The sequence below is a fragment of the Streptomyces sp. NPDC104226 genome, assembly GCF_055584085.1.
On record NZ_JBVJMS010000007.1, the window covers coordinates 222,863 to 249,593 of the forward strand.

At 71.4% G+C, this 26,731-nt stretch carries 34 protein-coding genes; 19 read left to right on the forward strand and 15 right to left on the reverse strand.

Translation table 11 applies throughout. The annotated features are described in order from the left end of the window. The 11 genes from ACZ60J_RS22940 to ACZ60J_RS22990 all read left to right on the forward strand — a co-directional run bounded on the left by ACZ60J_RS22940 (nt 1) and on the right by ACZ60J_RS22990 (nt 8,147). Nucleotides 1-387 carry a TadE/TadG family type IV pilus assembly protein gene (locus ACZ60J_RS22940; protein ID WP_469684446.1) on the forward strand — a complete coding sequence of 129 codons (387 nt, stop codon included), beginning with the start codon at nt 1-3 and terminating at the stop codon, nt 385-387. Next, the gene (locus ACZ60J_RS22945; RefSeq protein ID WP_469684448.1) at nt 384-779 is read left to right on the forward strand and encodes a TadE/TadG family type IV pilus assembly protein; all 396 of its coding nucleotides are present in this window, start codon (nt 384-386) and stop codon (nt 777-779) included. Before ACZ60J_RS22940 ends, ACZ60J_RS22945 begins: the two co-directional genes overlap by 4 nt. Further along, on the forward strand, nt 776-2,182 hold the full coding sequence (locus ACZ60J_RS22950) for a CpaF family protein (protein ID WP_469684449.1): 1,407 nt from the start codon (nt 776-778) through the stop codon (nt 2,180-2,182). The genes ACZ60J_RS22945 and ACZ60J_RS22950 overlap by 4 nt, the downstream gene beginning before the upstream one ends. After that, nucleotides 2,179-3,117, forward strand: a complete 939-nt coding sequence (locus tag ACZ60J_RS22955) for a type II secretion system F family protein (RefSeq protein ID WP_469684451.1) — start codon at nt 2,179-2,181, stop codon at nt 3,115-3,117. The genes ACZ60J_RS22950 and ACZ60J_RS22955 overlap by 4 nt, the downstream gene beginning before the upstream one ends. Before the next feature lie 10 nt (nt 3,118-3,127). Then, entirely contained in the window at nt 3,128-4,021 is an 894-nt protein-coding gene (locus ACZ60J_RS22960; protein WP_469684453.1) for a DUF5936 domain-containing protein, read from the forward strand. A 3-nt stretch (nt 4,022-4,024) separates the two neighbouring features. Next, complete coding sequence (locus ACZ60J_RS22965) at nt 4,025-5,284, forward strand: sensor histidine kinase (protein WP_469684454.1); 1,260 nt, start codon at nt 4,025-4,027, stop codon at nt 5,282-5,284. After that, entirely contained in the window at nt 5,284-5,973 is a 690-nt protein-coding gene (locus ACZ60J_RS22970) for a response regulator (protein ID WP_469684456.1), read from the forward strand. Before ACZ60J_RS22965 ends, ACZ60J_RS22970 begins: the two co-directional genes overlap by 1 nt. Nucleotides 5,974-6,083: 110 nt before the next feature. Further along, nucleotides 6,084-6,284, forward strand: coding sequence for a hypothetical protein (locus ACZ60J_RS22975; protein WP_469684458.1), 201 nt, complete (start codon nt 6,084-6,086; stop codon nt 6,282-6,284). Between the two features lie 5 nt (nt 6,285-6,289). After that, entirely contained in the window at nt 6,290-6,886 is a 597-nt protein-coding gene (locus tag ACZ60J_RS22980; protein ID WP_469684460.1) for a pilus assembly protein TadG-related protein, read from the forward strand. 258 nt (nt 6,887-7,144) lie between these two features. Continuing rightward, on the forward strand, nt 7,145-7,504 hold the full coding sequence (locus tag ACZ60J_RS22985) for a hypothetical protein (RefSeq protein WP_383941552.1): 360 nt from the start codon (nt 7,145-7,147) through the stop codon (nt 7,502-7,504). 226 nt (nt 7,505-7,730) lie between these two features. Then, nucleotides 7,731-8,147 (forward strand): OmpA family protein, encoded by a 417-nt coding sequence (locus ACZ60J_RS22990; RefSeq protein ID WP_469684462.1) that lies wholly within the window; start codon nt 7,731-7,733, stop codon nt 8,145-8,147. A gap of 302 nt (nt 8,148-8,449) precedes the next feature. On the opposite strand, the gene ACZ60J_RS22995 is transcribed toward ACZ60J_RS22990, so the two are convergent. The 3 genes from ACZ60J_RS22995 to ACZ60J_RS23005 form a co-directional block, all read right to left on the reverse strand. Next, nucleotides 8,450-8,920, reverse strand: coding sequence for a DIP1984 family protein (locus ACZ60J_RS22995; RefSeq protein ID WP_469684464.1), 471 nt, complete (start codon nt 8,918-8,920; stop codon nt 8,450-8,452). A gap of 85 nt (nt 8,921-9,005) precedes the next feature. Continuing rightward, nucleotides 9,006-9,203: a hypothetical protein gene (locus ACZ60J_RS23000; protein ID WP_469684466.1), complete on the reverse strand. Its 198-nt coding sequence runs from the start codon at nt 9,201-9,203 to the stop codon at nt 9,006-9,008. Nucleotides 9,204-9,213: 10 nt separating this feature from the next. Then, entirely contained in the window at nt 9,214-10,065 is an 852-nt protein-coding gene (locus ACZ60J_RS23005; RefSeq protein WP_469684468.1) for a helix-turn-helix domain-containing protein, read from the reverse strand. 216 nt (nt 10,066-10,281) lie between these two features. On the opposite strand from ACZ60J_RS23005, the gene ACZ60J_RS23010 reads away from it, so the two are divergent. Together ACZ60J_RS23010 and ACZ60J_RS23015 are read left to right on the forward strand one after the other, a co-directional pair. Continuing rightward, a complete protein-coding gene (locus ACZ60J_RS23010) occupies nt 10,282-10,782 on the forward strand; it encodes an ATP-binding protein (RefSeq protein WP_469684470.1) in 501 nt (166 codons plus the stop codon). A 180-nt stretch (nt 10,783-10,962) separates the two neighbouring features. Continuing rightward, nucleotides 10,963-11,241, forward strand: a complete 279-nt coding sequence (locus tag ACZ60J_RS23015; protein ID WP_469684472.1) for a hypothetical protein — start codon at nt 10,963-10,965, stop codon at nt 11,239-11,241. Between the two features lie 43 nt (nt 11,242-11,284). Here ACZ60J_RS23015 and ACZ60J_RS23020 read toward each other — a convergent pair whose 3' ends face one another. From ACZ60J_RS23020 to ACZ60J_RS23030, 3 genes are all read right to left on the reverse strand, one after another. Beyond that, nucleotides 11,285-12,715 carry a hypothetical protein gene (locus ACZ60J_RS23020; RefSeq protein WP_469684474.1) on the reverse strand — a complete coding sequence of 477 codons (1,431 nt, stop codon included), beginning with the start codon at nt 12,713-12,715 and terminating at the stop codon, nt 11,285-11,287. 132 nt (nt 12,716-12,847) lie between these two features. Further along, on the reverse strand, nt 12,848-13,222 hold the full coding sequence (locus ACZ60J_RS23025; RefSeq protein WP_469684475.1) for a DUF4267 domain-containing protein: 375 nt from the start codon (nt 13,220-13,222) through the stop codon (nt 12,848-12,850). Nucleotides 13,223-13,278: 56 nt separating this feature from the next. Next, nucleotides 13,279-14,199: a zinc-binding dehydrogenase gene (locus ACZ60J_RS23030; protein ID WP_469684477.1), complete on the reverse strand. Its 921-nt coding sequence runs from the start codon at nt 14,197-14,199 to the stop codon at nt 13,279-13,281. 138 nt (nt 14,200-14,337) lie between these two features. Here ACZ60J_RS23030 and ACZ60J_RS23035 point away from each other — a divergent pair, with 138 nt between their 5' ends. Beyond that, nucleotides 14,338-14,784 carry a winged helix-turn-helix transcriptional regulator gene (locus ACZ60J_RS23035; RefSeq protein ID WP_469684479.1) on the forward strand — a complete coding sequence of 149 codons (447 nt, stop codon included), beginning with the start codon at nt 14,338-14,340 and terminating at the stop codon, nt 14,782-14,784. Between the two features lie 110 nt (nt 14,785-14,894). On the opposite strand, the gene ACZ60J_RS23040 is transcribed toward ACZ60J_RS23035, so the two are convergent. From ACZ60J_RS23040 to ACZ60J_RS23065, 6 genes are all read right to left on the reverse strand, one after another. Further along, entirely contained in the window at nt 14,895-16,052 is a 1,158-nt protein-coding gene (locus tag ACZ60J_RS23040; protein WP_469684481.1) for an RNA polymerase sigma factor, read from the reverse strand. Nucleotide 16,053: 1 nt separating this feature from the next. Then, a complete protein-coding gene (locus ACZ60J_RS23045) occupies nt 16,054-16,467 on the reverse strand; it encodes a YciI family protein (RefSeq protein ID WP_469684483.1) in 414 nt (137 codons plus the stop codon). A gap of 94 nt (nt 16,468-16,561) precedes the next feature. Further along, on the reverse strand, nt 16,562-17,557 hold the full coding sequence (locus ACZ60J_RS23050; RefSeq protein WP_469684485.1) for a hypothetical protein: 996 nt from the start codon (nt 17,555-17,557) through the stop codon (nt 16,562-16,564). Between the two features lie 53 nt (nt 17,558-17,610). Continuing rightward, a complete protein-coding gene (locus ACZ60J_RS23055; protein ID WP_469684486.1) occupies nt 17,611-19,104 on the reverse strand; it encodes an APC family permease in 1,494 nt (497 codons plus the stop codon). Between the two features lie 280 nt (nt 19,105-19,384). After that, nucleotides 19,385-20,896, reverse strand: a complete 1,512-nt coding sequence (locus tag ACZ60J_RS23060) for an SH3 domain-containing protein (protein ID WP_469684488.1) — start codon at nt 20,894-20,896, stop codon at nt 19,385-19,387. A 191-nt stretch (nt 20,897-21,087) separates the two neighbouring features. After that, the gene (locus ACZ60J_RS23065; RefSeq protein ID WP_469684490.1) at nt 21,088-21,696 is read right to left on the reverse strand and encodes a TetR/AcrR family transcriptional regulator; all 609 of its coding nucleotides are present in this window, start codon (nt 21,694-21,696) and stop codon (nt 21,088-21,090) included. 108 nt (nt 21,697-21,804) lie between these two features. On the opposite strand from ACZ60J_RS23065, the gene ACZ60J_RS23070 reads away from it, so the two are divergent. After that, entirely contained in the window at nt 21,805-22,254 is a 450-nt protein-coding gene (locus tag ACZ60J_RS23070; RefSeq protein WP_469684492.1) for a nuclear transport factor 2 family protein, read from the forward strand. A gap of 49 nt (nt 22,255-22,303) precedes the next feature. Next, the gene (locus tag ACZ60J_RS23075) at nt 22,304-22,699 is read left to right on the forward strand and encodes a DnaJ family domain-containing protein (RefSeq protein WP_469684494.1); all 396 of its coding nucleotides are present in this window, start codon (nt 22,304-22,306) and stop codon (nt 22,697-22,699) included. Nucleotides 22,700-22,731: 32 nt separating this feature from the next. On the opposite strand, the gene ACZ60J_RS23080 is transcribed toward ACZ60J_RS23075, so the two are convergent. After that, nucleotides 22,732-23,607, reverse strand: a complete 876-nt coding sequence (locus tag ACZ60J_RS23080; RefSeq protein ID WP_469684496.1) for a LysR family transcriptional regulator — start codon at nt 23,605-23,607, stop codon at nt 22,732-22,734. A gap of 70 nt (nt 23,608-23,677) precedes the next feature. On the opposite strand from ACZ60J_RS23080, the gene ACZ60J_RS23085 reads away from it, so the two are divergent. Further along, the gene (locus ACZ60J_RS23085; RefSeq protein WP_469684498.1) at nt 23,678-24,043 is read left to right on the forward strand and encodes a nuclear transport factor 2 family protein; all 366 of its coding nucleotides are present in this window, start codon (nt 23,678-23,680) and stop codon (nt 24,041-24,043) included. Nucleotides 24,044-24,067: 24 nt separating this feature from the next. Here ACZ60J_RS23085 and ACZ60J_RS23090 read toward each other — a convergent pair whose 3' ends face one another. After that, nucleotides 24,068-24,454 carry a VOC family protein gene (locus ACZ60J_RS23090; protein WP_469684500.1) on the reverse strand — a complete coding sequence of 129 codons (387 nt, stop codon included), beginning with the start codon at nt 24,452-24,454 and terminating at the stop codon, nt 24,068-24,070. A gap of 184 nt (nt 24,455-24,638) precedes the next feature. Between ACZ60J_RS23090 and ACZ60J_RS23095 the strand changes: the two genes are divergently transcribed. Both ACZ60J_RS23095 and ACZ60J_RS23100 read left to right on the forward strand, forming a co-directional pair. Further along, entirely contained in the window at nt 24,639-25,502 is an 864-nt protein-coding gene (locus ACZ60J_RS23095) for a hypothetical protein (protein WP_469684501.1), read from the forward strand. Further along, nucleotides 25,499-25,630: a hypothetical protein gene (locus ACZ60J_RS23100; protein WP_469684503.1), complete on the forward strand. Its 132-nt coding sequence runs from the start codon at nt 25,499-25,501 to the stop codon at nt 25,628-25,630. Before ACZ60J_RS23095 ends, ACZ60J_RS23100 begins: the two co-directional genes overlap by 4 nt. Before the next feature lie 34 nt (nt 25,631-25,664). Here ACZ60J_RS23100 and ACZ60J_RS23105 read toward each other — a convergent pair whose 3' ends face one another. After that, complete coding sequence (locus ACZ60J_RS23105) at nt 25,665-26,669, reverse strand: SGNH/GDSL hydrolase family protein (protein ID WP_469684505.1); 1,005 nt, start codon at nt 26,667-26,669, stop codon at nt 25,665-25,667. Nucleotides 26,670-26,731 lie beyond the last annotated feature (62 nt).

Consider the following 26,731-nt stretch of genomic DNA (forward strand, 5'->3'; position numbering starts at 1 on the left):
GTGGCCGGCCGGAGACGGTTCCGGTGGCGGGAGCGCGGGGACGACGGACAGCTCGTGATCGAGTTCGTCGGCATGCTGCCCTGGATCCTGCTGGCCGTGGTGGCGGTCTGGGAGATGGTGCTGATCGGCTACGCCTTCTCCCTGGCCGGAAACGCGGCCGACGAGGCGGCCCGGGCCGGCGCGGTGCGCGGGGCCGGCGCGTGCCAGGAGGCCGCGGGGGAGCACATCGGCAGCGGCTGGGGCTCGTTCTCCGTGACCTGCGGGACGTCGGGGGACGTCTACACCGCCGAGGTCCGGATCGGCCTGCCGGTCCTGCTCCCGCAGCTCAACATCGGTGAACCCATCACCGGCAAGGGCGGCTCCCCCAAGGAGGAGGGACTGAGATGAACCGGATACGGCTCAGCGGTCTGCGCCGAGGTGATCGCGACAAGGGCGCGATCTCCCTCGAGTACCTCGGCTTCCTCCCCATCCTGCTGCTGGTCGGACTCGGCGGCATGCAGCTGGGCTGGTCCGCGTACGTGGTGCAGCAGGCCCAGACCGCGGCCCGTACGGCCGCCCGCGTGGAGGCGCGCGAGCCGGGCGCGGGCGCGGCCGCCGGGCGGGCGGCGATCTCGGCGAACCTCGCGCGGGGAGCGACCTTCGAGCTGTCCAGGAACCGGGCCTCGGTCAGGATGACGGTGACCCTCACGGTCGAATCCGTCGTGCCCGGAATCGGCGACTTTCCGGTCCAGGGGAGCGCAGTCATGCCCAACGACGACCCCGAGGTGACCGGACCATGAGCCTGCGTTCCAGGGTCAACACCCCCGACGAGCGGCACAATCCGCGCGAGGACGGCCGCCTGGTCTCCTCGTACCGCGCCAAGCTGCTGGAGGAGATCGACCTCGCCGAGATGTCCGCGCTCGCGCCCGCGGAGCGCCGCGCGCGCCTGGAGCGCGTACTCGGCCACATCATCAGCCGCGAGGGCCCGGTCCTCTCCACCGTCGAGCGCTCCCAGCTCATCCGCCGCGTCGTCGACGAGGCGCTCGGCCTCGGCGTGCTCGAACCGCTCCTCGAAGACCCCACCATCTCCGAGATCATGGTCAACGGCCCCGACCAGATCTTCGTGGAGCGCGCCGGCCGCGTGGAGCAGCTCCCGCTCCGCTTCGCCTCGCACGAGCAGCTGATGCAGACCATCGAGCGCATCGTCTCCACGGTCAACCGCCGCGTGGACGAGGCCAATCCGATGGTCGACGCCCGCCTCCCCAGCGGCGAGCGCGTCAACGTCATCATCCCGCCGCTCTCGCTGACCGGCGCCACCCTCACGATCCGGCGCTTCCCCCGGGCCTTCACCCTGCACGAGATGATCGGCCTCGGGTCGCTCGACGAGCAGATGCTGCTCCTCCTGTCGGGCCTGGTGACGGCCAAGCTGAACGTGATCGTCTCCGGCGCCACCGGCACCGGCAAGACCACCCTCCTCAACGCCCTCTCCGGACTGATCCCCGAGGGCGAGCGCATCATCACCATCGAGGACTCCGCCGAGCTCCAGCTCCAGCAGGCGCACGTCATCCGGCTCGAATCCCGGCCGCCGAACGTGGAGGGCAAGGGGCAGATCACCATCCGCGACCTGGTCCGCAACTCCCTGCGCATGCGCCCCGACCGCATCATCGTCGGCGAGGTCCGCGGCGGCGAGACGCTCGACATGCTCCAGGCGATGTCCACCGGCCACGACGGCTCGCTCGCCACCGTCCACGCGAACAGCGCGATCGACGCCCTGATGCGCCTGCAGACCCTCGCCTCCATGTCGGAGGTGGAGGTCCCCTTCGAGGCGCTCCAGGACCAGATCAACAGCGCCGTCCACATCATCGTCCAGCTCACCCGCTTCGGCGACGGCCAGCGCCGCATCACCGAGATCTCCCTCCTCGAATCGCACGGCCGCGAGCCCTTCCGCATCACCACGGTCTGCCGCTTCGCCGCGCTGCCCATGAGCCCCGACGGTCGCGTCCACGGCCGCTTCGAGTACTACCCGCTGCCCCGCTGGCTCGCGGACCGCCTGTACATGAACAACCAGCCGATCCCGCAGGCCTTCGGCGTCGCCCCGGCGGAGGCACCCCTGCACGACCCGCGCCAGGCCGCGTACCACGACCCGCTGACCGATCCGCTGGCCGGCCCCCTCCCCGCCCGCATCAACCGGACCGCCCTGTGAACCCACTGATCTCCCTCACCCTCGGCGCCACGCTGCTGACCTGCGTGCTGGCGGTCCTCGGCATCCACGCCTACGCCACCGGCCGCGCCCAGCGCGCCGCGCTCATCGAGCGGCTCTCGGCGACCGGCCTCCCGGCCCCCCTCGGCCGGCGCCGCCGCTTCCCCGGCGTGGACCGGCGCCTGCGCAGGACCCAGCTCGGCCGCGGCATCGAGCGCAAGCTCGCGGTCACCGGCCTGGACCTCACCGTCGGCGAGTACTTCGTCTACATGCTGGCCGCGGTCGCCGGGATCTGGCTGATCGCGGCCTCCTTCCTGGCCCCGTTCTTCGGCCCGGTGGCCGGCCTGATCGCCCTGTGGGGAGCCAACGCCTTCCTCAACTGGCAACGGGCCCGCCGCACCGAGCGGTTCATCAACCAGCTCCCCGACGTGGCCCGGATCCTCGCCAACGCCACCCAGGCCGGCCTGGCCCTGCGCACCGCCATCGGCATGGCCGCCGAGGAACTGGACGCCCCGGCCGGCGAGGAACTGGCCCGGGTCGCCGACCGGCTCGCGGTGGGGCACTCCATGGAGGAGGCCCTGGGCGAGATCGAGGAACGCCTCCCCTCCCGGGAGCTGGTCGTCCTGGTCTCCACCCTCGTCCTGTCGGCCCGGGCGGGCGGCGCCATCGTCGGCAGCCTGCGCAACCTCACGGTGACGCTGGAACAGCGCAAGGAAACCCGCCGTGAGGTCCGTACGCAGCTGTCCCAGGTGACGGTCACCGCGTACCTGGTACCGGTCATGGGCGTCGGCTCCCTGCTCCTGGTCGACGCGATGATGCCCGGCGCGCTCGACCGCATGACGGGGTCCGTGGTCGGGCAGGCCGCCGTCCTGGTCGCCCTCGGCCTCTTCGCGCTCGGCTTCGTCTTCATCCGCCGCCTGACCAAGATCGCCGTCTGAGGAGGCCGACATGACCGCCCTGCTCCTGGCCCTCGCCGTCGCCCTGTCGGTCCTCGGCATCTTCCACGGCATCCGCCTCTACCGCGCCGACACCAGGCTCCCGACCGACCTCATGCTCGCCCTGGAGGTCGGCGCCACCCGCACCACCGCCGTCGGCTCCCTCATCGACCGCGCCGGCATCCGCTACGCGCCGCTGATACTGCGCCTGATGGGCCCCGACCGGGTGGCGCGCAAACGCCGCCAGATCGACCGCGCCGGCAACCCCTCCGGCCTGACCATCGACCGCTACGCCGCCCGCCGCGCGGTCTACGCCTTCCTGGGCGGCGTGGGCGCCTTCGCGATGCTGATCAACGGGCAACTGGTACTGGCCCTCCTCATGGTCGCCTTCGGGGTGTTCTGGATCGAAGCCGGCCTCTGGTCGGCCATCCAGATCCGCCGCAACCACATCGAGCGGACCCTGCCCGACTTCCTGGACGTCCTGGCGGTGGTCGTCAGCGCCGGGATCGGCTTCCGGCCGGCCCTGGAACGGGTGGCGGACAAGTACGAAGGCCCCTGGTCCGACGAGATCCGGATCACCCTGCAACAGATGACCATGGGCGTCAGCCGCCGCCAGGCCTTCGACGAGCTGCGCCGCCGCAACGACTCCGAGCAGGTCGCCCAGTTCGTCACCGCCCTCCAGCAGGGCGAGGAGCTCGGCTCCCCGATCGTCGACACCCTGATCGCCATCGCCGAGGACATGCGCCGCACCGACGCCCAGAACGCCCGCCGCCGGGCCGCGAAGGCCGTCCCGCGGGCCACCTTCGCCGTGACCACGTTCATGCTGCCGGGCACGATGATCCTCCTCATCGGCGGGTTCGTGTACGGAGCCGACGTCGACTTCAGCGGCCTGTTCGGGGGCGGCTGAGCCATGACCGCCACCTCGCTGGACATCACGGCGTACACCGCCGCACGGGACCGGCCGTCCACCGCCCGCCCCGCGGTGAAACTGCCGATCGCCCTCCAGGTCAACGCCCTGCAGGCGCTGTGCCGCCAGGTCTTCGCGTTCCGCCTGGTCATGATCGCCCTCGGCACCCCGGTGGTCCTGAGCCGCACGGCACCCGGCACACCGACCCACCTGGCGGGCGGCGCGGTCCTCCTCACCTTCATGCTGTCCTACGCCCTGTTCCGCGACTGGGAGCGCTTCGGACCGCTGCTCCTGCGCCACCGCTGGCCCCTGGCCGTCGACTGGATCTTCAGCGGCCTGCTCCTCGTCACCGCCACCCCCGGCTCCCCGCTCCTCCTCGCCTCGGTGTGCACCCCGCTCCTGGCCGGGATCGTCTACGGCTGGCGCGGATCGGCGGTCTACGCAGGCATCCAGGCGGCCGTGGTGGCAGTGGTCGCCGAAGCCCTGATGCTGTCGATGCTCTGCGTCCTGGCGGGCGCGATCGGAGCCAGCCTCCGCGACCTGCTCCTCCGCTTCGGCACGGCCGGCCAGGCCCTCCTGGAGACCCGGGCCCGCCTGGCGGTGGCCGAAGCGGTCCAGGCGGAGCGGGACCACCTGGCCCGGGAGCTCCACGACTCCGTCGCGAAGACCCTGCACGGCCTGGCCCTCGCCGCCGACTCCCTGACCCGCACCACCGACCCGGAATCCCTCCGCCGCCAGGCCGGGCTGGTGGCCGGAGCGGCCCGCCGCGCGGCGACGGAGTCCCGGGACGTACTGGCCGACCTGCGCCGGGACCTGGACGCCCCGGGCGTCTCCCTGGCCACCGAACTCCGGACCCGCCTCGACCCCTCGGCCGCCGAGCTGCGGGTGAACGGCCCCCTCCCCGTCGTCCCCTCCCCGGTGGCCCGCCACGTGCTGGCGGTGGCGGGGGAGGCGGTGGAGAACGCCCGCCGCCACGCGGACGCGGCACGCATCACGGTGGCGGCAGCTGTGGAGGACACCGACCTGGTGCTGGTGATCGAGGACGACGGCCGGGGCCTGGGCCTGGGCCTGGCCGGCGGCGTGGACGTCGCGGCCCTGTCCTCCGCGGGCCGCTTCGGCCTCCTCGGCATGGCGGAACGAGCCACCGCGATCGGCGCCCGCCTCCACATCGGAGCCCGGCCCGACGGGCGCCCGGGAACCCTGGTCCGGCTGACCCTGCCACTGGCGGCACTCCCCGCGCCCGCCTCCGGCGGTGGTGCGTGATGGCGGCCCCGCTGCGCGTCCTGATCGCCGATGACAACCCGGTCGTACGGGCCGGCCTGGCGGCCCTCCTGTCCACCGCGGAGGACATAGAGGTGGCGGGGGAGGCGGCAGACGGCCGCGAGGCCCTGCACCTGACGCGCCTCCGCACCCCCGACGTGATCCTGCTGGACGTCCGGATGCCGGGCGTGGACGGCATCTCGGCGCTCCCGCACCTCGTCCAGCTCGCCCCGGTCCTGATGCTGACGTACAGCCAGGAGTCGGAGATCGTCCGCGAGGCCCTGCTGCTGGGTGCAGGAGGCTACTTGGTGCACGGCGAATTCACGCCGGACCACCTCGTGACGGCCGTCCGCGACGTCCGCGCGGGCCGCGCCCACTTCAGCCCGACGGCGGCGAGCGCGGTACTCACGGAACTCCGGGCCTCTTCGCATCCGCAACGAACTGTGGGACAGTCTTCGGAGCGTCTTCCCAACCATGCTGTCTACGGCCTGAGTTCGCGTGAGGAGGAGGTCATGGATCTCATCGCATCCGGCATGAGTAACCAGCAGATCGCAGCCAGTTGCTTTATCAGCGAGAAGACGGTCAAGAACCACATCAACCGGATCTTCGCGAAGCTCCAGACCGCCACCAGGAGCGAGGCGATAGCCCGTTGGCTGGGAACCGCCCGTCCGGGGGTGGCTGGCCATGGGTAGACGGAGTGCGCAGTGGGTCCGTAATTGGGTCCCGGGACCCTTTGCAACTGCTGGTGCGTCGAAGTACCGTCCGCGGACCGAAATCGACGCCGGCTCTGGAGAGGACTCCCATGCAGAACCTCAAGCTGCTCAAGGCGATCGTCGAACGGAAGAACCGCCTGCGGCGGGGCGCGGACGAGGGGCAGACGGTCTTCGAGTATCTGGGGATCATCGTGATCATCGCGTTGATCATCGCGGCGATCATCGGGTCGGGGCTTGCGGCCAACATCGCGAACGCCATCTCAGAGGTCTTGACCGACATCACCACCTGATAGCTGTGTCAGGCTCGCGTGATCGGGGCCAGGTCCTCCCCTTCTATGCCGTGATGATGGCCCTCTTGCTCTTTGCCGCGTTGGCCTTCGTCGTCGTAGGGATGGCGGGGGCCACGCGCAGCGATGCCCAGGGTGCCGCCGACGCGGCGGCGCTCGCGGCTGCGCAGGAGGTCAGGGACAACGCGTTCAGGGGCAGGAACCTCCTCACCCTCACACCGGAGGAGTGGGAGGAGATCATCAGAGGCCGTCGCTTCGATACCGCGGGGGCCTGTGCCCAGGCGAATGCCTTCGCCGCCACGAACGATGCCACTGCGGAATGCGCTTTCGATGTACCAGAGTTCACCGTCATGGTGACGACCAACGGCACGGTCGGGGACTCGGTCATCCCGGGGACCGAGAACATGCGTGCCACCGCCAGGGCTACGGCCTTGATCGAACCACGGTGCTCCCTGCAGCCAGCGACTACCCCGCCACCGCCCGAGGGTGGCGGGCCTGTCGACATTCAGTGCCGGGATGGATCGGTGATCATCGTCAATCCGTCGGATCCAGGTTCTCTGTACAAGCTGGCGAGGAAACTCTTCGTTGTGCGACTGGCCGACTGACATCGAACGAGAGACAAGGAAACGGCGTACATGAGCATGCGGCAGAAGGCGAAGGTCCGCGGGGGAGCGGCCGTTGCGGTTGCGGCGGTCTTGGCCCTCGGGTTGGCCGGATGCGGCGGAGGCGACGATCAGGCAAAGGAGCCGCAGAAGTCCGCCACTCCTCAGAGTCAGGAAAGCCAGGCTTCACAGCCTGCACCCACTGGGTCAAAGGGATCGGAACCTGTTGAGGTCATCGCTACTTCGCAAGGGCCCGCGGGTGTGATCCTGGAGATCAATTCGGCTGTGCGCAACCAAGACGGATACCTCACCGTCAGCGGGCGGATCAAGAACACGGGCTCCTCGACGTTCTCGCAGATGGCTACCTGGCGCGGTGACGAGAAGACCGCTAGCCCGGCATCGATCGCTGGGGCCACTGTGGTCGATACTGCGGGCAAGAAGCGGTACTACGTGCTGCGTGACACCGAGGGAAGGTGCGCGTGCACCACGGGACTGACGCCAATCAAGGCCGGGGAAAGTGTCCCCATCTTCGCGCAGTACCCCGCACCGCCTACAAGTACGACCGAGGTCGCGTTCGGCTTGCCGAGCTTCGCCGCGGCCACCGTCAAAATCTCCGGGTGACTCCATGACTAAACGCCATCGCACCACAGCTGCAACAGCCGTAGCCGGCCTTGTCATCGCCGGTGCCCACTTCGTCGGAGCGACCAGCGCATATGCGGACGACGTCACGCCCTCCGTGCCTCCCGGGACCGAGCCCTCGGCCTCGGCGCCCGTGCCCATCAAAGCTGATTCCCCAGGACTGAAGCTCCCGCAGGGCGGTGTGCTCGCACCCGTCAAGGTGCTGGACATGGTGGAGGTAGTCGAGGACATCGGAGGTGAGCAGCGCCGCCAGGAGACCAACCAAACCGTCATGATGGCCCTGCAATCCGAGGTGATGTTCCCCGAGGACAGCGCCATCTTCAACGCCCAGGCCGCCGCCCGTATCCAGGCCATCGCGCAGGAGATCAACTCCCAGAAGGCCACCACCGTCCGAGTCTTCGGTTTCACCGATGACCAGGGCAGCTACGAGCACGGCAAGGAGCTCTCGAAGAAGCGCGCCGACGCCGTCCAGGCCGAGCTGGCGAAGACCGTCACCAACCCGGCGGTCAAGTTCGACGTGCGCGGCTACAGCGAGGACTACCCGATCGCCGACAACGGCACCGAGGAAGGCCGCAAGAAGAACCGCCGCGTGGAGATCACCTTCCCGCGGAGCAGCGGCCAGTAGGCCGCCCCGCCCCGTAAGCAAAACCGGCGGTCACCGTCGACGATGTCGACCGTGACCGCCGGCAGAGGCCGTGTGGAAAGCCCCGAACCCGCCCTCACCGCTTCGGACCTGCACGTGGTGGTGTGCCGTGTGTTGTGCACTGTTACTTGTGTGCCGTGCTGAGCTGCACTGTCATAGGGGAGTCGAACCCCTGCGTTGCTCTTCACACACCAAGAAGTGGGCCGGAAAACCGCCGGCCCCTCGGTTTGTGCTCGCCTCCGAAGCGACTACCTGCTCCACATGACCCCGTCCTGCCGGACCGTTCAGTCCAGCAGGTCGGCTTCCCAGTTCGTACGCTGGATGCGTACGTCGATCTCGCGGATCTCCCGTGCCAGTACGTCGGCCCGGGCACGCAGTTCCGAGACCGGCAGCGCCGAGAGCGTCACCAGTTCGGACCGCAGCTGCCGGCCGTGACCCCGGTTGCCGGAACCCGCCGCCGCGTCCGCCGCAGCCGTGACCACCGAGTGGCGCAGGCGCAGGACGTCCCGGCGGGCGAGTGCGTCGGTGAGGGTGCCGTCGGGACCCATGTCGAGCGCGGCGTTGGTCCGGTTGATCCGCCGGATCAGGGACTCCAGGGAGTCCAGCGCGTCACCGGCTTCCGCCAGCAGCTGCGCGGCGTCCTCGGCGGGCGGCTCGCCCTCCTGGTAACGGGCATTGCTGACCACACGTGCCCGTAGCTGCTCTACGCGCCGCGCGGTGTCCTTACGTTCCGCAAGTGCCTCGGCAAGCTTCACCGGCCCCACCTCCTGTCCCTTGTCCCCCGCGCCAATATAGGGAGGCGGCCTCGGCTTGATCCATTCCTTTTCGGGCGGGCCGGAGTCACTCCGCCAGGAGGTGGTCCGCCTTGCCGGCCTTGATGTCCCGGATCAGCTGGCGCAGGGCCTCGCGGGTGTCCGTGAGGTACGCGTCCTCCTGCCCGGAGACGGCTATGTAGCTGTTGCCGTCCCCGTCCACCCCGATCCGGTAGCAGTTGTTTCCTTCGCCGCAGAAGGCGTCTTCCCAGTCGATGTCGGCCATCGGGGGCTCCTTAGAGGTGTCTGGCGATTGCGTGGATGAACTCGCGGGATGCACCTGGCGTCAGTGCGTGCTTGTCCATCCAGTGGATGTGGGACTGGTACTTCGAGAGCTGTGCCTCGTCGTGCATGAACTCGGGGCCGTGGGCCGAGTCGAGTTGCACGGTGTCGAGTTGGGGGACCGCGCCTTCGGCGTAGAGCATCGCGTGTCCGGCACCCGGGAAGGCCCCCGTCTCCACGGGCAGGACGCGGAGCGTGAGGTTGTCCCGCCCCGAGACCTCGCAGAGGTACTCAAGCTGTTCCCGGGTGGCCCGGCGGCCGCCGAACTGCATGCGCAGTGCGGCCTCGTGGACGTACGCGTCGTACGGGCGGGCGTCGTCGCCTTCCAGCACCTGCTGTCGCTTCAGGCGGTGTGCCACGCGCATCTCGACCTCGGACGGAGGGAGCGCGGGTAGCACCGAGCCGAAGACGGCTCGGGCGTAGGAGCCTTGATGGAGCAGCCCCGGAAGGTGGACGGTCTGCACCGTGCACAGCCGGGTGGCGTGCCACTCCAGCTCGGAGATGTCGATCAGGCCCTGCGGGATCGCACCGCGGTACGCCTCCCACCAGCCGCGGTCCCGCGGCTGTGCCAGGGCGGACAGCTTGTCGACGTAGGGCTTGTCCGTCACTCCGCAACGCACAGCCAAGGTTCGTAGGCGCTCTTCGCTGACCGCGCGAAGTCCCTGTTCGATCGCCGAGAGCTGGGAGCGGCTGACGTTCAGAGCGGCAGCCGCCGACTCAGCGGAGACGTCGGCGGCGACTCGCATCCTGCGCAACTCCGCGCCCACACGCCGCTGCCGGTGCGTCGGAGAGGTCCTGGCTGTCATGTCAGCAGTCTGCCGGTTCAGGGGTGCCCCCGGTGACGGCGGGGCAATTTCTCCAAGCGGGGGCACAATTGCGCCCGCCATCCGCTACATTCGGTAATGCACCGCTCACGCAAGGGAGTTGGAAGTGCATCGCCGCAGCATGCCGCGGCTCCGGCGACGAGCCACTGCCCCCACCAGCGAGAGAGCAACCCGCACGCTCATGACAGGGAGTCCGTCATGCTCAGCCCCTTCATGCCCCCCAGCCCCGGCTGCTTCGATGCCTGTCCGCCCTCCGACGGGGCACCCTCCCCTGACGGGCTGTCGTGCAGCCTGACCGTGCCCGGGGAGCCGTACAGCGCTCAGATCGCGCGCAGCACCGTACGGTCCGTGCTGCACGCCCACCACCTCGACCGGGTCGTGCCCGCCGCGGTCCAGGTCGTCGGAGAACTCATCGCCGCGGCCTGGTACTTGGACCCCGGCCGGAGCCTGTACCTCGCCCTCCGCCACCGCGAAGACGCGCTGTGCCTCACGGTCTACGACGGGCACGCTCCCCACGCCCACCCCCGCCTAGCCGCCCACTGCGAGGCCCGCCGCCGGGCCGCGCTGCGGGTGATGTCCGCCGTGGTCCGGGACTGCGGCGGAGCCTGGGGCTTCGGCGAGTCCCGGGAACCCGGCGGCGGCACCCGCACCTGGGCGACCCTCCCGGTAGCGGGCGCCGCCGGCTACCTCACCCACTGACGGTGGCGGCCCTCCTCGGGGGGCTCGCTTGGCACGACCGTGCAGTCCATCCTTCTCGACACTCGGAATCACGTGCACACCCAGCGCCTGGAGAGTGGAATGAGTCCGTCGTTTTATGCAGCTCCGCGCCTGAAGGACCCGTTACGACCCACGTGGCGCTTGATGCGGGGTCCGGACCTTGTGGGCGAGCTGTTTCAGTACGAGATCGACATGCCCTGGTTCCTCTGCCGGTTCACCCCCGGCCCCGACTGGCCGTCGGTTCGAGCGCTCTACGAGGCCTTCGCCCAGTGGCAGGACCGCCACGAACCAGACCCCGACGGCATCATGTTCTCCGAACTCGCGAGCCCGATCGCGGGCCTGGGTCTGGAGCTGGAGACCCCGGACGGACATCGCATGGCGCTCTTCCGGAACGCCCTCGTATGGATCCACGACGATGCTGCGCGCGTGCGCTACTGGTGATCGCGCGCAGCACCGTACGGCCCGGACCCCGGACCTCGTCGGGTCAGTTGGATCGGCGGAGGGAGACTCGGAGGAGCTTGTTCTCGTCGCGGGCGAGGAAGAGGCCCGCGCCGCCCAAGTCCGTCAGGACGGGGATGTCGACGCCCGTGGCCAGGACCTTCGGGTCTCCCGTCGGGGAGTTGAGGTCGAGCTGGGCGACGACCGGTTCGGAGGCCGGGGCGTCGTCGTCGGCGACCGCTCCGTAGGCCGTGCCGTCGTTGCGGATCGAGGCGAGCCGGATCGTCTTGCGGTTTCCGTCGCCCTGCAGGCAGATGCCCTGCTTCCGCTCCAGGTCGAAGGCGACCGGGCCGGCCGCGAGGTAGCGGCCCGAGGGGGAGGCGATGGTCGGGTGCTCGGGGGACTGGTCGAGGATGGTCGGGGACTCCTTGTACGTGCACTCCATGCGGGCGAGCACCGCGCCGGTCCGGACGTCGTGGACCGACCAGGTGGGGGAACGCTCCGGCGAGCCGTCCTTCCCTCCGTTGCCCCACGAGGCGAGGAGGCGGCCGTTCACCACCCCGTACGCCCTGCCGTTCCAGTACTCGGTGATGGGGGCCTTCGACTGGACTCCGTCGGGGCGGACCGAGTCGCTGAACCAGCGGCCGGGGACGCCGAAGCCGTGCCCGAGGCCCATCGAGACCAGGGGGCCTTCGGGGCTCACCGCCATCACCCGGCTGGTCTGGCAGAGGGTGGCCTGCGCGCACTGGGGGAGGAGCTTGTTCGGGTCCTCGTACGGGGTGACGGACCCGGACGTCACGTCCACGACGGCCGCCGAGCGCGGGTACGTCCCGCGCTCCCCGTACGCGACGAGCAGCCGCCCGCCCTCCGCACTGACCCGGACCTGCTTCGGCGAACCCGACACCGGGACGTCCACCTCGCGCAGGGGCTTGACCCCCGCGCCCGAGGCGTCGGCCGGGAACACCGCCAGCCGCACCACCTCGGTGCCCTCGTGCAGGGCGTCCTTGCCGCTCATGCCGTGGGCGAATGCGACGACGTAGCCGCGATCGTCCAGTTCGACACCCGTCAGGTCGGGGATCTCCGCGGCCTCGTCGGAGGAGGTGCCGCCCTCGTCGGCGTTGACGGGGACCGGGACCTTCCACGGGACGGAGCTCCAGCCGACCTTCCCGTCGGGCGCCTTGGCCTGCACGGTGTACCCCTCGGGGCCCCCGTACAGCAGCGCGACCCGATCGGTGCGGGGTACGGAGGACACCGGCAGGGATCCGACCGAATCGGGCACCCAGCCGAGGGTCTCGTCCCAGCCCTTGGACCCGTCGTACTGCGGCGGCACGCTCAGCTTGACCACCGGCTTGCCCGCGTCGAGCTGTTCGCCGAAGGCGCCGGTCTTGCCCTTGCCGTTTGCGGCGTCCGCGCCCCCGTTGCCGCCCGGGCCGCTGCAACCGGCTGCCAAGGCGACCGACAGGACGACGCCTGCCATTGCTTTCCCCGCGTTCCCCGTACGCACGTTCCCCCGCTTTGTCTTTGTTGATCAATGCCGGGCGAGGCTAACAGCGGCCCACGGACGGGATGGTGTGTTTTCGGACAGCCGGTCCGACCGCTCTCGGTCGGGTCAGAGCAGGAGGCCGAGGGCGGTCGCCGCCATGACCGCCGCCGTTGCGGCGTGGACTCCGTAGGCGGTGGCCTTCGGTCCGCCGCTGCGCAGCACGATCACCGCGTCCGCGACCGGCATCACCGCGAACGTCAGCAGGTACCAGCCCAGCACCGACGCCGGTGCGACGAGCATCAGCACGAACACGAAGACCCCGCACACGATCTCGCGCGCACCCTTCACGTACAGGAAGGAGCGGAAGGCGGGGTCGTCGACCGGAGCGTCGGGGACGCCGAAGCCGGCGGCGTTCCGCGGCTTCGCGAGGGCCAGGGCGCCCATGGCGACGAGGGCTGCGCCGAGCAGGGCGGCGAGAACGGTGGCGAGGGTGGTGAGCATCGGCTGTCCTGTTCGTAGAGGGGGTCAGAGTGGGCGTGGGGGGTGGGCCGGGGCTGTCAGGGGGTGAGGACGATCCGGCCGCGGATGCCGCCCTTGGCCATCGCCGCGTAGGCATCCGCCGCTTCGGCGAGCGGGGTGACGGCGTGGACGCGGGTCGGGAGTTCGCCTGTCGCCGCGCGTTCGAGCAGGCGGGCGAGGAGCGGAGCGTCGGGGCGGGCGAAGAGGACCTCGACGGTGATGCCGCGTTCCTCGGGGAGCCGGGACGCGGGCTGGACGCCGACGAAGCGGCCGCCGTCGCCGACCGCACGCAGGGCCTCCTCCTGGAGGGCTCCGGCGTCGGCGACGGCGTCCCAGCCCTGCCCGACTCCGGTGGCGAAGTCGGCGCCGAGGCCCCGTACGAACGGCTCGTCGGCCGCGCGGGCCGTCCCGGTCACCTGCCAGCCGCGGTCCTGGGCGAGGACGGCGGCGTACGCGCCCACCGCGCCGGCCGCGCCCGTCACCAGCAGGCGCCCGGCCCCGGCCGGTGCCTCGCCGAGGAGGTCGACGAGCTGGGCGGCGGCGGTGGCGTTGAGCGGCACCACGGCCGCCTCGATCAGGTCCAGGGCGTCCGGTACGACGGCGACCTTCGCGGCGGCGACCAGGAGGTGTTCGGCATGGGAGCCGTGGTCGCGGTCGAATCCGTCGAGGAACCCGGCGACCCGCGTGCCGACCCGGAGCGGGGCGCCCGGACCGACGGCGTCGACGGTGCCGGCGAAGTCCCAGCCGAGCCCGGTGTGCCGGGGCTGGTCGACGAGGCCGAGCCGGTGGAAGACGCCCCCGGCCACCCCGAGGTCCACCGGGTTGACCGCCGCGGCGGCGACCTCGACCCGGATCTGTCCCGGCCCCGGCTCGGGCAGGGGGACGGTGACGGTCTCGACCGACCGGGGTCCGGACGGGACGCGGACCACGGCGCGGCGGGAAGTGGCGTGCTGGATCATCAACTGCTCCTACGTGGAGGCCCGTTGAGGTGGACGGCCTTGCCATCGCTCGGGCGTGTCACCACCATGGAGGTACCTGCTGACCGGCGGGAAGAAGGCACCTGAAGGTGCCTAAGTGACCGAGCGGGGAGACGAGTGATGCCGACCACGACCGCATCCCAGCGGCGGGCCGCGGCCAAGGCGGAGTACGACGCCTTCTTCGCGCAATGTCCCAGCCGCCAGCTCCTGGAGCGCATCTCCGACAAGTGGGTCGCCCTCGTCCTCGCCGCCCTGGGCGGGGACGGCCCGGGGACCGCACCCGGCGACGAGCCGCAGCCCATGCGCTTCTCCGAGCTGCAGCGCCGGATCTCGGGGGTGAGCCAGAAGATGCTCACGCAGACGCTGCGCTCGCTGGAGCGCGACGGGATGGTGACGAGGACCGTGACCCCCACGGTGCCCGTCACCGTCAGCTACGAGCTGACCGAGCTCGGCCGCTCGCTCCAGGGGCTCATGAAGGGGATCAAGGCCTGGGCGGAGGGCCACATGGCGGAGGTCCTCACCCACCGCGGCGGCTACGACCAGGAGAAGGGCGACGCCACCGACTGAGGCGTCGAGCCGACCACCGAGCGTGGTCCCGACCGAGCATGGTCCCGACCGACCGACCGACCGACCGACCGACCGACCGATCGACCGATCGCCGGCGGGCCGGCCGTCGGTCAGCCGCGGTGGACGGAGTTCAGGCGGGCCGCCTGGCGGGTCAGGTGGTCGCGTTCCGCGAGGTTGGGGGCCCGGTGCGCGGCCTCGGCGTAGAGGCGGGCCGCCGTGGCCGGGTCGCCGTCGCGCTCGTGGAGGTAGGCCGCGACCGCGGTGTGGCGGGGGAGCGCGGGGTCGAGCTGCGCCAGCGCCGCCAGGCCGGCGCGCGGGCCGTCGGCCTCGCCGACGGCCACGGCCCGGTTGAGGCGGGCGATCGGGCTGTCGGTCAGGCGCACGAGCTCGTCGTACCACTCCACGATCTGCACCCAGTCGGTCTCCTCGGTGGTCTGCGCGTCGGCGTGGAGGGCGGCGATCGCGGCCTGCGCCTGGAACTCCCCGAGCCGGTCGCGGGCGAGGGCGGGATGCAGGATGCCGATGCCCTCCGCGATCAGGGACCGGTCCCAGCGGGTACGGTCCTGCTCGGCGAGCGGGACCAGCGTGCCGTCCGGGGTGGTGCGCGTGGCGCGCCGGCCGTGGTGGATCAGCATCAGGGCGAGGAGCCCCGACACCTCGGGATGGTCGATGGAGGCGGCCAGGCCGCGGGTGAGGCGGATGGCCTCGGCGGCGAGGTCCACGTCGCCGGAGTAGCCCTCGTTGAAGACCAGGTAGAGGACGCGCAGGACGGTGCCGACGTCACCGGGGCGGTCGAAGCGCACGTCGGCGACGGTGCGCTTGGCGCGGCTGATGCGCTGCGCCATCGTCGCCTCGGGGACGAGGTAGGCCGCGGCGATCTGGCGCGTCGTGAGCCCGCCGACCGCGCGCAGGGTGAGCGCGACGGCGGACGAGGGGGTCAGGGAGGGGTGGGCACACAGGAAGTAGAGCTGGAGCGTGTCGTCCACCGCGGGCGCGGGGCCCGGAGCCGGCTCCTCCTCCACCCGGTCCTCGCGCCGGCGGCGGGCGGTGTCCGCCCGCGTCGCGTCGAGGAACCGCCGCCAGGCCACGGTGACCAGCCAGGCCTTCGGATCCCGCGGAGGGTCCTCGGGCCAGCCGCGCACCGCTTCGAGCAGCGCCTCCTGGACGGCGTCCTCGGCCGCCGCGAAGTCTGCTCCGCGGCGGACGAGGATGCCGAGGACCTGCGGGGTGAGGCTCCGGAGCAGGGCCTCGTCCAGGTCGGCGGTCATGTCAGTGGCACTCGGGGACGTTCGGCGGCGCGGCCAGGAAGGGGCGCAGCTCCAGCCACTCGTGGATCGGCTTGCCGCCCGCGCCGGGGGCAGCGGACAGCTCCCCGGCCAGCTCGACGGCGCGCTCGTAGCTGTCCACGTCGATCACCATCCAGCCGGCGATCAGGTCCTTGGTCTCGGCGAAGGGGCCGTCGGTGACCGGCGGGCGGCCCTCGCCGTCGTAGCGGACCCAGGTCCCCTCGGGGGCGAGCGCCTGGCCGTCGACGAACTCGCCGGTGCCCTCCAGCCGGTCCGCGAAGTCGCGCATGTACTGGATGTGGGCCGTGATCTCCTCCGGCGTCCACTCGCTCATGGGGACGTCGTTGGCGCACGCCGGGGCGCCGCGGTAGTGCTTGAGAAGCAGGTACTTGGCCATGATGGTCTCCTCCGTGCCGTGCGGCCCATTCTGGCCGCTTCCACTGAGGAGACGGAGCAGCGCGCGGGTTCTCGACATCCCCGGACGAGAACTTTCAAGATTCTTTTCGACCCGTGTCCCGTGCCGTGTCCAGCGCCTTGTCCCGCCAGCGGACGAAGAGGCTCTCCGCGTCGCCGCTGTACGACCACGGGACCCGGGTGGCCCGGTTGTCCAGCAGGTCGAAGACGGCCGGCGCCCGGTCCTCCATGCCCGCGTGGACCAGACCGTGGGCGAGGTAGTTCAGGTCGGCGACGTCCTGGGCGTACGCGACCGTGCGCCGGCCGATCCAGCCGTCCAGCGCGTTGCGCAGGTCCCAGCGGGCCCGGTCCCCGCTCCAGTGGTAGGCCAGGCCGATCGCGGTGCGCCCCTCCGCCTCCGTCTGGTGCCGGTACTGCTCCGCCCGCGCCACCTGCGGCAGCACCACGAGCGGGGAGCCGGGCGGGGCGTAGACGGCCACGTCCCAGGCGAAGTTGTTGGCCTCGCCGTTCGATCCGTGCCAGCGCGGGGACAGGTAGCGCAGCGCCTGGTGGTGGCCCTCCCGGTGGTAGGGGTCGCGGGCGCGGAGCTCCTTCCACCAGTGGCCCATGTTCGGGTCCCCGCGGTCGTACAGCCGGGCGAGCGTCACCAGGGAGACGTACGGGTACGGGTCCTCGGGGGCCAGGCCGGCGGCCCGCAGGCAGAGGCCGGCCACCTGGTCCAGGCTGTCGTTCGGGGGCATCGCCCCGCTGCGCGCCGCGGCGAACGTCCGCATCACCTCGGTCTCCGCACGCAGGACCGCCGCGTTCGGATCGGTGGGGTCGGCGGCGTACCAGACGTCCACGGTGCGCCGGCTCGCCGCCGCGTCCGCGAGCAGCCGGATGCGGTGCGCGCGCCGGTCCCAGTCGGTGCGGGGGTGCTCGGCCAGGAGGTCGCGGGCCCCTTCCCAGCGGCCCATCACCATGTCCTGGCGGCACTGCTCCAGGCCCCGGTCGCCGAACGCCTGGTCGTAGACCGGAGCTCCTGGTCCTGCTCCTGCTCCGGAACGGCTGCGGCGGCGCGGCCAGGGTGCCATGGACTGTCCTGTCCTGTCCTCGGATGGGTGGGGTGTCGGTGCGCTCGGCGTCGTCAGAAGTCGGTCAGTACGTCGTCCCGCCGGTCGGCCGCGGCGAGACCCGGTCCGGGAACCGGTCCCGAGCCCTGCTCCTCGTAGAAGGCGTCCTGTCCGGGATCCAGCGGCCTGGGCCGGAAGTACGAGACCCCCTGCAGCCGGGCGAAGGTCATCGGGACCAGCCCCAGGGCGAGCGCCCCGAGGCCGATGGCGAGGGCGCTGCCGGTCAGTTCCGGAACCGACAGGGCGAAGATCCAGATCATGAACAGGGCCCCGCCGAGCGGCCACAGCCCGACGAAGACGAAGGTGCCCACGGACCTGAACAGGACCTTGCGGTAGGCGACCACCGCAGCCAGTCCGGCGAGGGCGTAGTAGAAGGCGATGTGCAGGCCGATGCCGCTGAGGGCGTCCCGTACGAACTGCGTGCCGGAGCCGGCCGTGGCGGAGACGGTGACGAGGAGGAGCGCCACGGCCGCCACCGTCGCGGTGGCGACGGAAGGCGTCTGCCAGTCCCGGTGGATGCGGCCGAACGCGGCGGGCACGGTGCGGTCGCGGCCCATGGCGAAGAGCGTGCGCGTCGCCTGCAGGAGGGCGGTCTCCAGGGTGGCGACCGTGGACAGCACGACGGCCAGGACGAGCAGCCGGCCGCCCCAGCCCGGCCAGACGGCGTCGCCGAGCACGGAGAGGAAGCCGTCGGGGTTGTCCCGTACCGCGTCCGCGCCGATCAGGACGTTGGTGGCGACGGTGAAGACGACGAAGACCGCGAACGAGAGCGCGACTCCGATCAGGCCGCCGAGGCCGAAGGAACGGCGACTGGTGCGGGTCTCCTCGTTGAGGTTGCTGGAGACGTCCCAGCCCCAGTAGCTGACGCCCGCGATCAGCGCACCGGCGACGAAGCTGTGCTCGGCGTCGAAGTGGCCGAAGCCGAACCAGGAGAGCGAGAACTCCGCCGCGCTCCCGTCCTCGGCCAGGGCGGCGACGGCGAAGGCCAGGAGCAGCACGAGCTGGACGCCGGTGAGGACGCGGCGGGCGTACGGGCTGATCCGGGCGCCCAGCGCCACCACGGCGGCCATGAGCAGGAACCAGCCGGCTCCGACGGCCGTGGCCAGGCCGGTGTGCGCGGCCAGGTCCGGGCTGACGAGCGCGAGCGTGGCACTGCCGGCCGGGAGGGTGGCCGACACGAGGAAGGCCGTCGCGGCGACGACCAGGGCCCAGCCGCTGAGGAAACCCAGGAAGGGATGCAGGGTGCGCGCCACCCAGGCGTAGCTCGCCCCGGCGTTGACGTCGAGACGCCCCAGATGACGGAAGGCCAGCGCGATGCCGATCATCGGTATCGCACAGGCGAGGAGCACGGCGGGACCCGCGACCCCGACGGTGGCGATGAGCGCCGGGACCGTCGCGGCGACGGTGTACGCCGGCCCGCAGCCCGCGACCGCCAGGGCGATGGAGTCGAACGTCCCCAGAGAGCCGGCGCGCAGGCCGCCTCCGTCGGTGCCGGGCCTTCTGCTCACCACTGGCTGCGCCCTTCCACGCCGCGTACAAGGGCTAGATCCTGCCCGCGGCGGCGGTGGCGCACAAGGGTTACTCTTCGGTTTCTTTTGTCCAACTGCCTGGTGAAGGCGGGGATTGACGGTCAGTGTGGACGGGGTGTGCGGATTTCGTTGTCCGTGCGGTGTCCGTGCGTGTCCGTAGTGGTGCTCTCCGCGGGGCGGAAAACACCTTCGGTGCGCATCGGGGCTCGGGGGCCTCGATGCGCACCGAAGGGCGGGTGGTGCTGGTGCCGGCGTTACGTCAGCAGGTGGGGATGCGGTTCAGGTTCGCGGCGTAGCGGGCGGCGATCCAGCCGCTGCCGTCGGCGAGCTTGTACCAGATGGCGTTGCCGTCGACCTGGGCACCGTTGGTCTTGCACTGCACCTGGACCTCGGCGCCGTACTTGAGCACGCCGGTCTTCTTGTACTGGGTGCCGGGGCCGGTGCGGACGTGCAGCTTGTCGCTGACGATGCGCGCCTTCGGCTTGCCGGACTGGCCGGGCTTTTCGCCCTTGCCGCCGTGGTCCTTGCCTCCGTGGTCCTTACCGCCGTGGTCCTTGCCGCACTTGCATGCGCCCGGCTTGCCCTGGTCGCCCTTGGGTCCCTTCGGGCCCTGGTCTCCCTTGGGTCCACCGGGGCCGCGGTCGCCCTTCGGACCCTTGGGGCCCTGGTCGCCCTTCGGTCCACCCGGTCCTCGGTCGCCCTTCGGTCCCCGCGGGCCCTGGTCGCCGCGCGGTCCGCCCGGTCCGCGGTCGCCCTTCGGGCCCTGCTCGCCCTTCGGTCCGCCCGGTCCGCGCGATCCCGTCGGCCCGGCCGGGCCGGTGTCCCCGCGGTCACCGCGGTCGCCCTTGTCACCCTTGTCGCCCTTGGGTCCGCCGGCCGGGCCGGTGTCACCCTTGGGGCCTGCGGGGCCGGTGTCGCCCTTCGGGCCGCCCGCCGGGCCCGTGTCGCCCTTCGGGCCGGGGGCGCCGGTGTCACCCTTGTCGCCCTTGGGTCCGCCGGCCGGGCCGGTGTCGCCCTTCGGGCCCGCCGGGCCGGTGTCGCCCTTCGGACCCTTGTGGCCCTGGGGTCCCTGCGGCCCCTTCGGGCCGCGGTCGCCCTTCTCCCCGCGCTCGCCCTTCTCCCCACGGTCGCCGCGGTCCCCGCGGTCACCCTTCTCGCCGCGCTCACCCCGCTCGCCCTGGTCACCCTTGTCGCCCTTGGGTCCGGGGCGGCCGTGGTGACCGGGCTTTCCGTCGTGGCCCGGCTTCCCGTCGTGGCCGTCACGCCCGTCGTCGCCCTTGGGCCCCGTCACCGGGGTGGACACCGCGTAGAGACCGGGCGAGGCGCCGGCCGCAGCCCACTCGCCGCCGTCGAGCGTCGTTCCCTCGGGAGCGTCCGCGTCCACCCGTACGAGTACGCCCAGCCGGGTGTCGCTCTGCGCCGGGAAGGCGAAGCCCGCCCGGGTCCCGGCGTCACAGGTCAGCTGGCGGTGGTTGCCCGACAGGGTGCAGGGCGCGCCCGCACGGTCGCCGTTCCAGTAGAAGCGGGCCTCGGGGAAGGTCGTCCGCTCCGGCGCGGTGATCCGGAAGCTGCTGCTGTGGGCCGGATCGCCGCTGGTCTCCGCCACGATGACCACACGGCCGGTCTTTCCGGCGGCGATCGAGGGGACGTACGGCTGGGAGAACCGGATGTGCGGCGAGCCGGCGGCGAAGGCCGGCATGGCCGGCATCAGGCAGGTCGCGGTGACGGCCGCGACGACCAGGGCGGCCGACGTGCAGCGGGAAGCAGACAAGGGTGTTTCCTCCGCGAGGAAAGGCGACGGAACCGGAGGGCGACCGCCGAATGCGGTCTTCCGGTGGACAAAAGTTCCAACACCAGTTAAAAGCTGACAATGCGACGTGCTGGTGAACGACGCGTGCCCGCTCACTCGGTAGCCGCGTAAATCCCTCCGTCGGCCCCTCCGGCGGCCTTTCCGGCGGCCTTTCAGGCGACCTCTCCAGCGGCCCCTGCGTCGGCCCCTCCGCCCGTGCTCCCCTCCGCCCCGAGCAGGACGTACGCCGCCTCGCGCGCCCGCACCGCCGCCCCCGGGCCCGGGTCCAGGGCCGCGACCACCGTCGCCCCCTCGACCAGCAGCAGCAGCTGCTCCGCCAGCCCCTCCCGGCCCGGACCGGCGATGCCGGCCAGCAGCGCCCGTAGCTCCGCCTTGTGGCGGCGTACGACGTCCAGCACCCCGGCGGGACCCGCGCCCAGCTCCCCGTACGCGTTCAGGAACGCGCAGCCGCGGAAGTCCGGCTCCGAGAACCACTGCGCGAGCCATCCGAAGACGGCCCCGACGGGGTCGCGGTGCCCTGCTGCGACCGCTGCGCCCAGGCTCGCCATCCAGCGGCGGTCGCGGCGCTCCAGATAGGCGGTGACCAGGGACTCCTTGGCCGGGTAGAGCCGGTAGAGCCGCTTGAGCGGGATACCCGACTCCGCGCGGATGCGGTCCATGCCCACGGCCTGGATGCCTTCGGCGTAGAACAGCGCCTCCGCGGCGTCCAGCAGGCGCGTACGGGCCGTTTCGTCGTCCATCGGGGCGGGGGCTGCAGGCATGAAAGCAGCGTAGACCAGAATCCCTTGCGCAGAGAACGCCCGTTCTCTAACCTCGGGACAGAGCCGAGAACGCCCGTTCTCCCCACACTCCAACCGAGAGGTGCCCCCGTGACCGCCACTCCCACCACCCCCTCCTCTCCCCCCTCTCCCTCCGTCCGGCCGCCGCTGCCGCCCTTCACCGAGGAATCCGCCCGGGCCAAGGTGCAGGCCGCCGAGGACGCCTGGAACAGCCGCGACCCCGAACGCGTCGCCCTCGCCTACACCGAGGACTCCGCCTGGCGGAACCGCGACCGGTTCCTGACCGGGCGCGCCGAGATCCGCGAGTTCCTCGCGGACAAGTGGGAGCGCGAGCTGGAGTACCGGCTGCGCAAGGAGCTCTGGGCGTACACCGACAACCGCATCTCCGTGCGCTTCGAGTACGAGTGGCACGACGCGAGCGGCCAGTGGTGGCGCAGCCACGGCAACGAGCAGTGGGAGTTCGACGCCGCCGGCCTGATGCGCCGCCGCGAGGCCAGCATCAACGACATCCCGATCGAGGAGTCGGACCGCCGCCTCTGAGGCCGTCACCAGGCCCGAGTTATGCTGGCGGGGACTCTTGGGAGGCAATGTGACCGAGCGCAAACCACCTGGTGTCAGCTTCGAATCCTTCGTGGACCGCCAGATCAGACAGGCCGGTGAGCGCGGGGACTTCAAGGACCTGCCCGGCTTCGGCAAGCCGCTGGCCTCGCTCGACGCCCCGTACGACGAGTCGTGGTGGATCAAGGGCAAACTGCACCGCGAGGGCTTCGCGGTCCTCCCCCCGGCGCTCGCGCTGCGCAAGGAGGCGGAGGACGTCCGGGAAGCCCTCAAGGCCGCCCGCACCGAACGCCAGGCCCGCGCCCTCCTGATGGAGATCAACGACAAGATCCGCACGGCCCTCCGCAGGCCCCCGCCGGGCCCCCCGCTGAACCTCAAGGAATTCAACGTGGAAGCCGAACTCACCCGCTGGCGCGACTCCCACTAGGGGGGATGGCCGGGCCTTCTCCACACGCATACCTATCCGGCTCGCAGCGCGGCGAGGAGCCTGGTTCGCAGGAGCTGCGCGGCCGGAGGGTGTTGGCCTTGGCGGGTGATGAGTCCGAGCCGGGCGTGCGTGGAGGCGTCGGTGAGCGGGATCGCCCGCAGGCTGAAGCCTTCTGTCGAGGACGCGCTGAGGATGGCGACGCCCGCGCCGCGCTCGGCGAGACGGAGCAGCGTGACCGGAGAGCTGGCGTCGACGTCCACGCGTGGGCGGAGACCGATGGTGTAACAGGAGTCCTCGTAGGCGGCGCGGATGCCGGTCCCCGGGCAGAGGCAGAGAATCCTTTCGTCCTGTAGGTCGCGCAGACGCAGGTCCGGGCGGTCGAGGGGGTGCCCTGCGGGGACGGCTGCGGTGATCGGCTCGTCGATGACGATGCTCGCCTCAAGGCCCCGGGCGACGCTGCCCGCGTAGCCGATCAGGGCGAGGTCGAGGGATCCGGCGAGGACCTGGGCCTGGAGATCGTCGGAGTGGCCCTCGTGGAGGCTGACCTCGATGCCGGGGTGGGTGTGGCCGAGGTCGGCGATGGTGTTGAGGAAGGCGGGGATCGAGCAGCCCATGATCATGCCGAGGCGGACCCGGCCGCGGAGCGCGCCGGCGAACTCGGCGGCGGTGTGCTTGATGGCTTCGAGAGTGGCGAGGGCGTTTCTCGCGAGGGGAAGAACCGCCTCGCCGGCCGGGGTGAGGCGGATCTGACGGCCGGAGCGGTCGAGCAGTTGCTGCCCCAGCTCCAGCTCCAGCTTGGCCACTTGGGTGCTGATGCCGGACTGGCTGACATGCAGACGATGGGCGGCGGCGGTGAAGGTGCCCTCGTCCACGATCGCGGCGAAGTAGCGCAGCTGGTGCATCTCCATATCCGGTGATGATAGATGCCATCGGATCCATCTGTTGGACGGATGGATCTGATGGCTGAAGGATGGAGGCATGACGACGAGGACTGCGCGAGAACTTGCCGAGACCTACTTCTCCGCCTGGGAGGCGGGCGATCTGGACACCTTGCGGGGGGTGCTGGCCGAGGATGTCGACTTCGTCGGAACGCTGGGAACGGCATCAGGGGTAGACGAGGCGCTCGCCGGGCTGAAGGGGCTCGGGCGCGTTCTGGAGAAGCTCGACGTGAAAGTGCGGGTGGCGGAAGGCGATGAGGTGATCACCTGGTTCGACCTGTACACGAGCGTTGCGCCACCTACTCCGACAGTGAACTGGATGCACGTGGAGGACGGAAAGGTGACCCGGATCCGTGTCACCTTCGACCCCCGTGCACTGCTGGCGGGATTCGAGGCGCAGAACTGAGACGGCTCCGCCTGACCCGCGGAGCTACGGTGCGGGCGCGGTGGCGCGGTCGGAGTCGCTGCGCAGGACGCAGAACTCGTTGCCCTCGGGGTCGGCGAGGACCGCCCACCCCGAACCGTCCGGGTTCCGGTGGTCGCCGACGAAGGCGGCTCCGAGGTCCAGGAGCCGGTCGACCTCCTGGTCCCGGGAGGTTTCGGGGCGCAGGCACAGGTGGAGGCGGTTCTTGACCGTCTTGGCCTCGGGGACCTGGTTGAAGTACAGCACCGGGCCTTCTGGCAGAAGCACTTGAGTCTCCCGGGCACCCGGGCCGTCCTCCGGAGAGAGCGGGGAGCCGGTGACCCGGCTCCAGAACAGGGCCAGTTCATAGGCGTCCGCACAGTCGATCGCCACGTTCTGCACTATCGAAACCATGCCCCGAGTCTTTCTGATCTTCGGGCGCCGGGCCAGCGCCGACCAACCGCCTGGACCGGGGCGACCCCCTGCACGCCGGACGTGACGGAGGCCTTGGGAGGCGGTCGGAAGATTCTTTGCCGATTGGGCCGACTCCGGCGCCCTGGGAGAGAGAACCTCAAGACCTCACCCTGGAGGAAGGCCCATGACCATCCTGGAGTCGGTCCATCTCTGCCCGGCGTGCGTCGCCGAGACCAGGCGTCCGGGCACGCACGAAGAGCGTGTCGCCATCGACGCGGAACGGGCGCTCGGCCGCTACCCCGAGGACCTGCACGACGTCACTTACCTGGCCATAAGGATTCTGGCGGTCATCCCCGGTCTGTCGAGCCCGGAGTTCATGCCCGACCTTGTGCCGGAACTCTATGACGTCGTCTCGAGCTTGCTGCTGGCTCTGGCCACTCGGGGGCCGTGGCACCTGACCACCTCCGAGCGGGTGTTGCTGCAGAACGCGCTGGTCGCACGCAACGCGGCCATCGACGGCGACCACGCCACGGTCGACGAGTTCAGCCGGACCTGGCTGGGGCTGGCGCATCCCGTGTGGTGGCGGGCGGCCGTCGAGATGGCCCTGCTGGGCAGCTGGGTGGACGCGCTGCACGACCGCGCGGTCGACGACCCGGCGCTCAGACGCCTGCTGCGCCGGGAGGCCGGCGAAGCGCACCACCAGATGCTGCCCCTGTGGGAACACCGCACGCGCGGCCAGCGCGTCACCCTGCTCAGCCGACCCGTCGGCGACGGCCTCACGCTCGCCGACGTGGTGTCCGACGGGCGCTGCCCCGAGTCGCTGCTCGTGGACGAGGAGTTCCAGGACCGGCGGGTCGGTGCCGTGCTGCGGCAGCTCGCCGAGTCGGAGGAGGCGGTGGCCCGCACCTGGGCCGCCGGGGCCGATTCCTGGGCGGTGGCCGCCATCGACAGCGCGCAGCCTGCTGCGTACGGCGAGCGGGTGCGCCGCAAGCTCCACCGCCTCGGCACCCGCCAGGCAGAGCGTGCCGCCGCGGCGGTGAAGCCGTGAACGAACTCCTGCACGCCGCCCTGCCCGAACTGCTCGGAGGACTCGGCACCGCCGTCGTCCTGCTCATCGGCTCGGCCGTCCAGCGCACCCTCCGCGACCGGTTCAGGAAGCCGCCCGCGGCGGAATGAATGCTGGGCGGACGGAGCATCCGCCGAGGCCGAGTCAGGATCTGGTCGCCCCCAGCGCGGTCAGGGCTTCGGTGACGCGGTCGGCCTGGTGGGTGGCGCCGGGGAGGTTCGGGTGGAGCAGGGTGCAGGCCTCGCCCCGGGCCGGGATGGAGCGGCAGAGCTCCGAGGGCGGGTCGCTCTGCTCGCCCGGCCCGGTCAGGTCGTCCTTGATCCCGTACATCCAGCGCTGCTCCGCGGCCGCGCACACCCCGTGCCCGGTGCTGGAGGAGTACGTGTCCACGTACACCGCGCCGCTCCGGCGGGCCTGCTCCCGCAGGAGGGTGTTGAGGCGGCGCTCCACGGAGTCGAGCCAGGGCATGTCGCCCTTGGCGACGGTTCCGAACTGGCGCCAGGAGCCCCAGGTGCAGCCCGCGGAGCTGTCGACGATGGCCGGATACCCGACGACCGCCACCCCGGCGCGCGGTGCCCGCGCGCGGATCTCCTTCAACAGGGCGGCGAAATCGGCCTCCAGCGCGGTGAACCGGGCGGTGAGTCCCGCGGCGCCGCTGCCCCGCGCGTAGTGATCGGTGCACGGGGAGCCCGTACCGAAAGAGGCCAGGCCGCGCTTCACGCAGGCCTCGACGATCTCGGCGAAGCCCACGGAGTTGCCGCCGGCGCCGACCGTGACGAGATCGGCGGTTGCCGTAACGGCCTTGATCTGGGCCGGTTTGGCGGCCCATCCCCCCGGTGGGGGCACTGAGGGCGGCCCCTTCAGCTCGGACTGCGGGCCCAGCAGCCCCGCTCTGACCTCCGCGGCGGAGCACGTGACATCGGTGAGCTTCAGCTTCAGCCGCCGCGCGGCCTGGTGCGGATAGTCCTGCTCGGAGCGGCCGCATCCGTCGGTGTTCCAGGGGCGCACGAAGGAGGCCGCGCTGTACGAGTCCCCGAGTGCGACGTAGGAGAGCGGGCCGGCCGGCGCGGACGCGTGCGGCGCGAGCGCGGTGGCGAAGACGGCTGCCGCGGCAGCGGCGGTGGTGAGGGTGAGGGCGAGACGCATCATGGCGGCGGTGCCTTTGGCTCGGGCGGCGCCGCAGCCCTTCCGCAGCGCACATCACCAAAAGT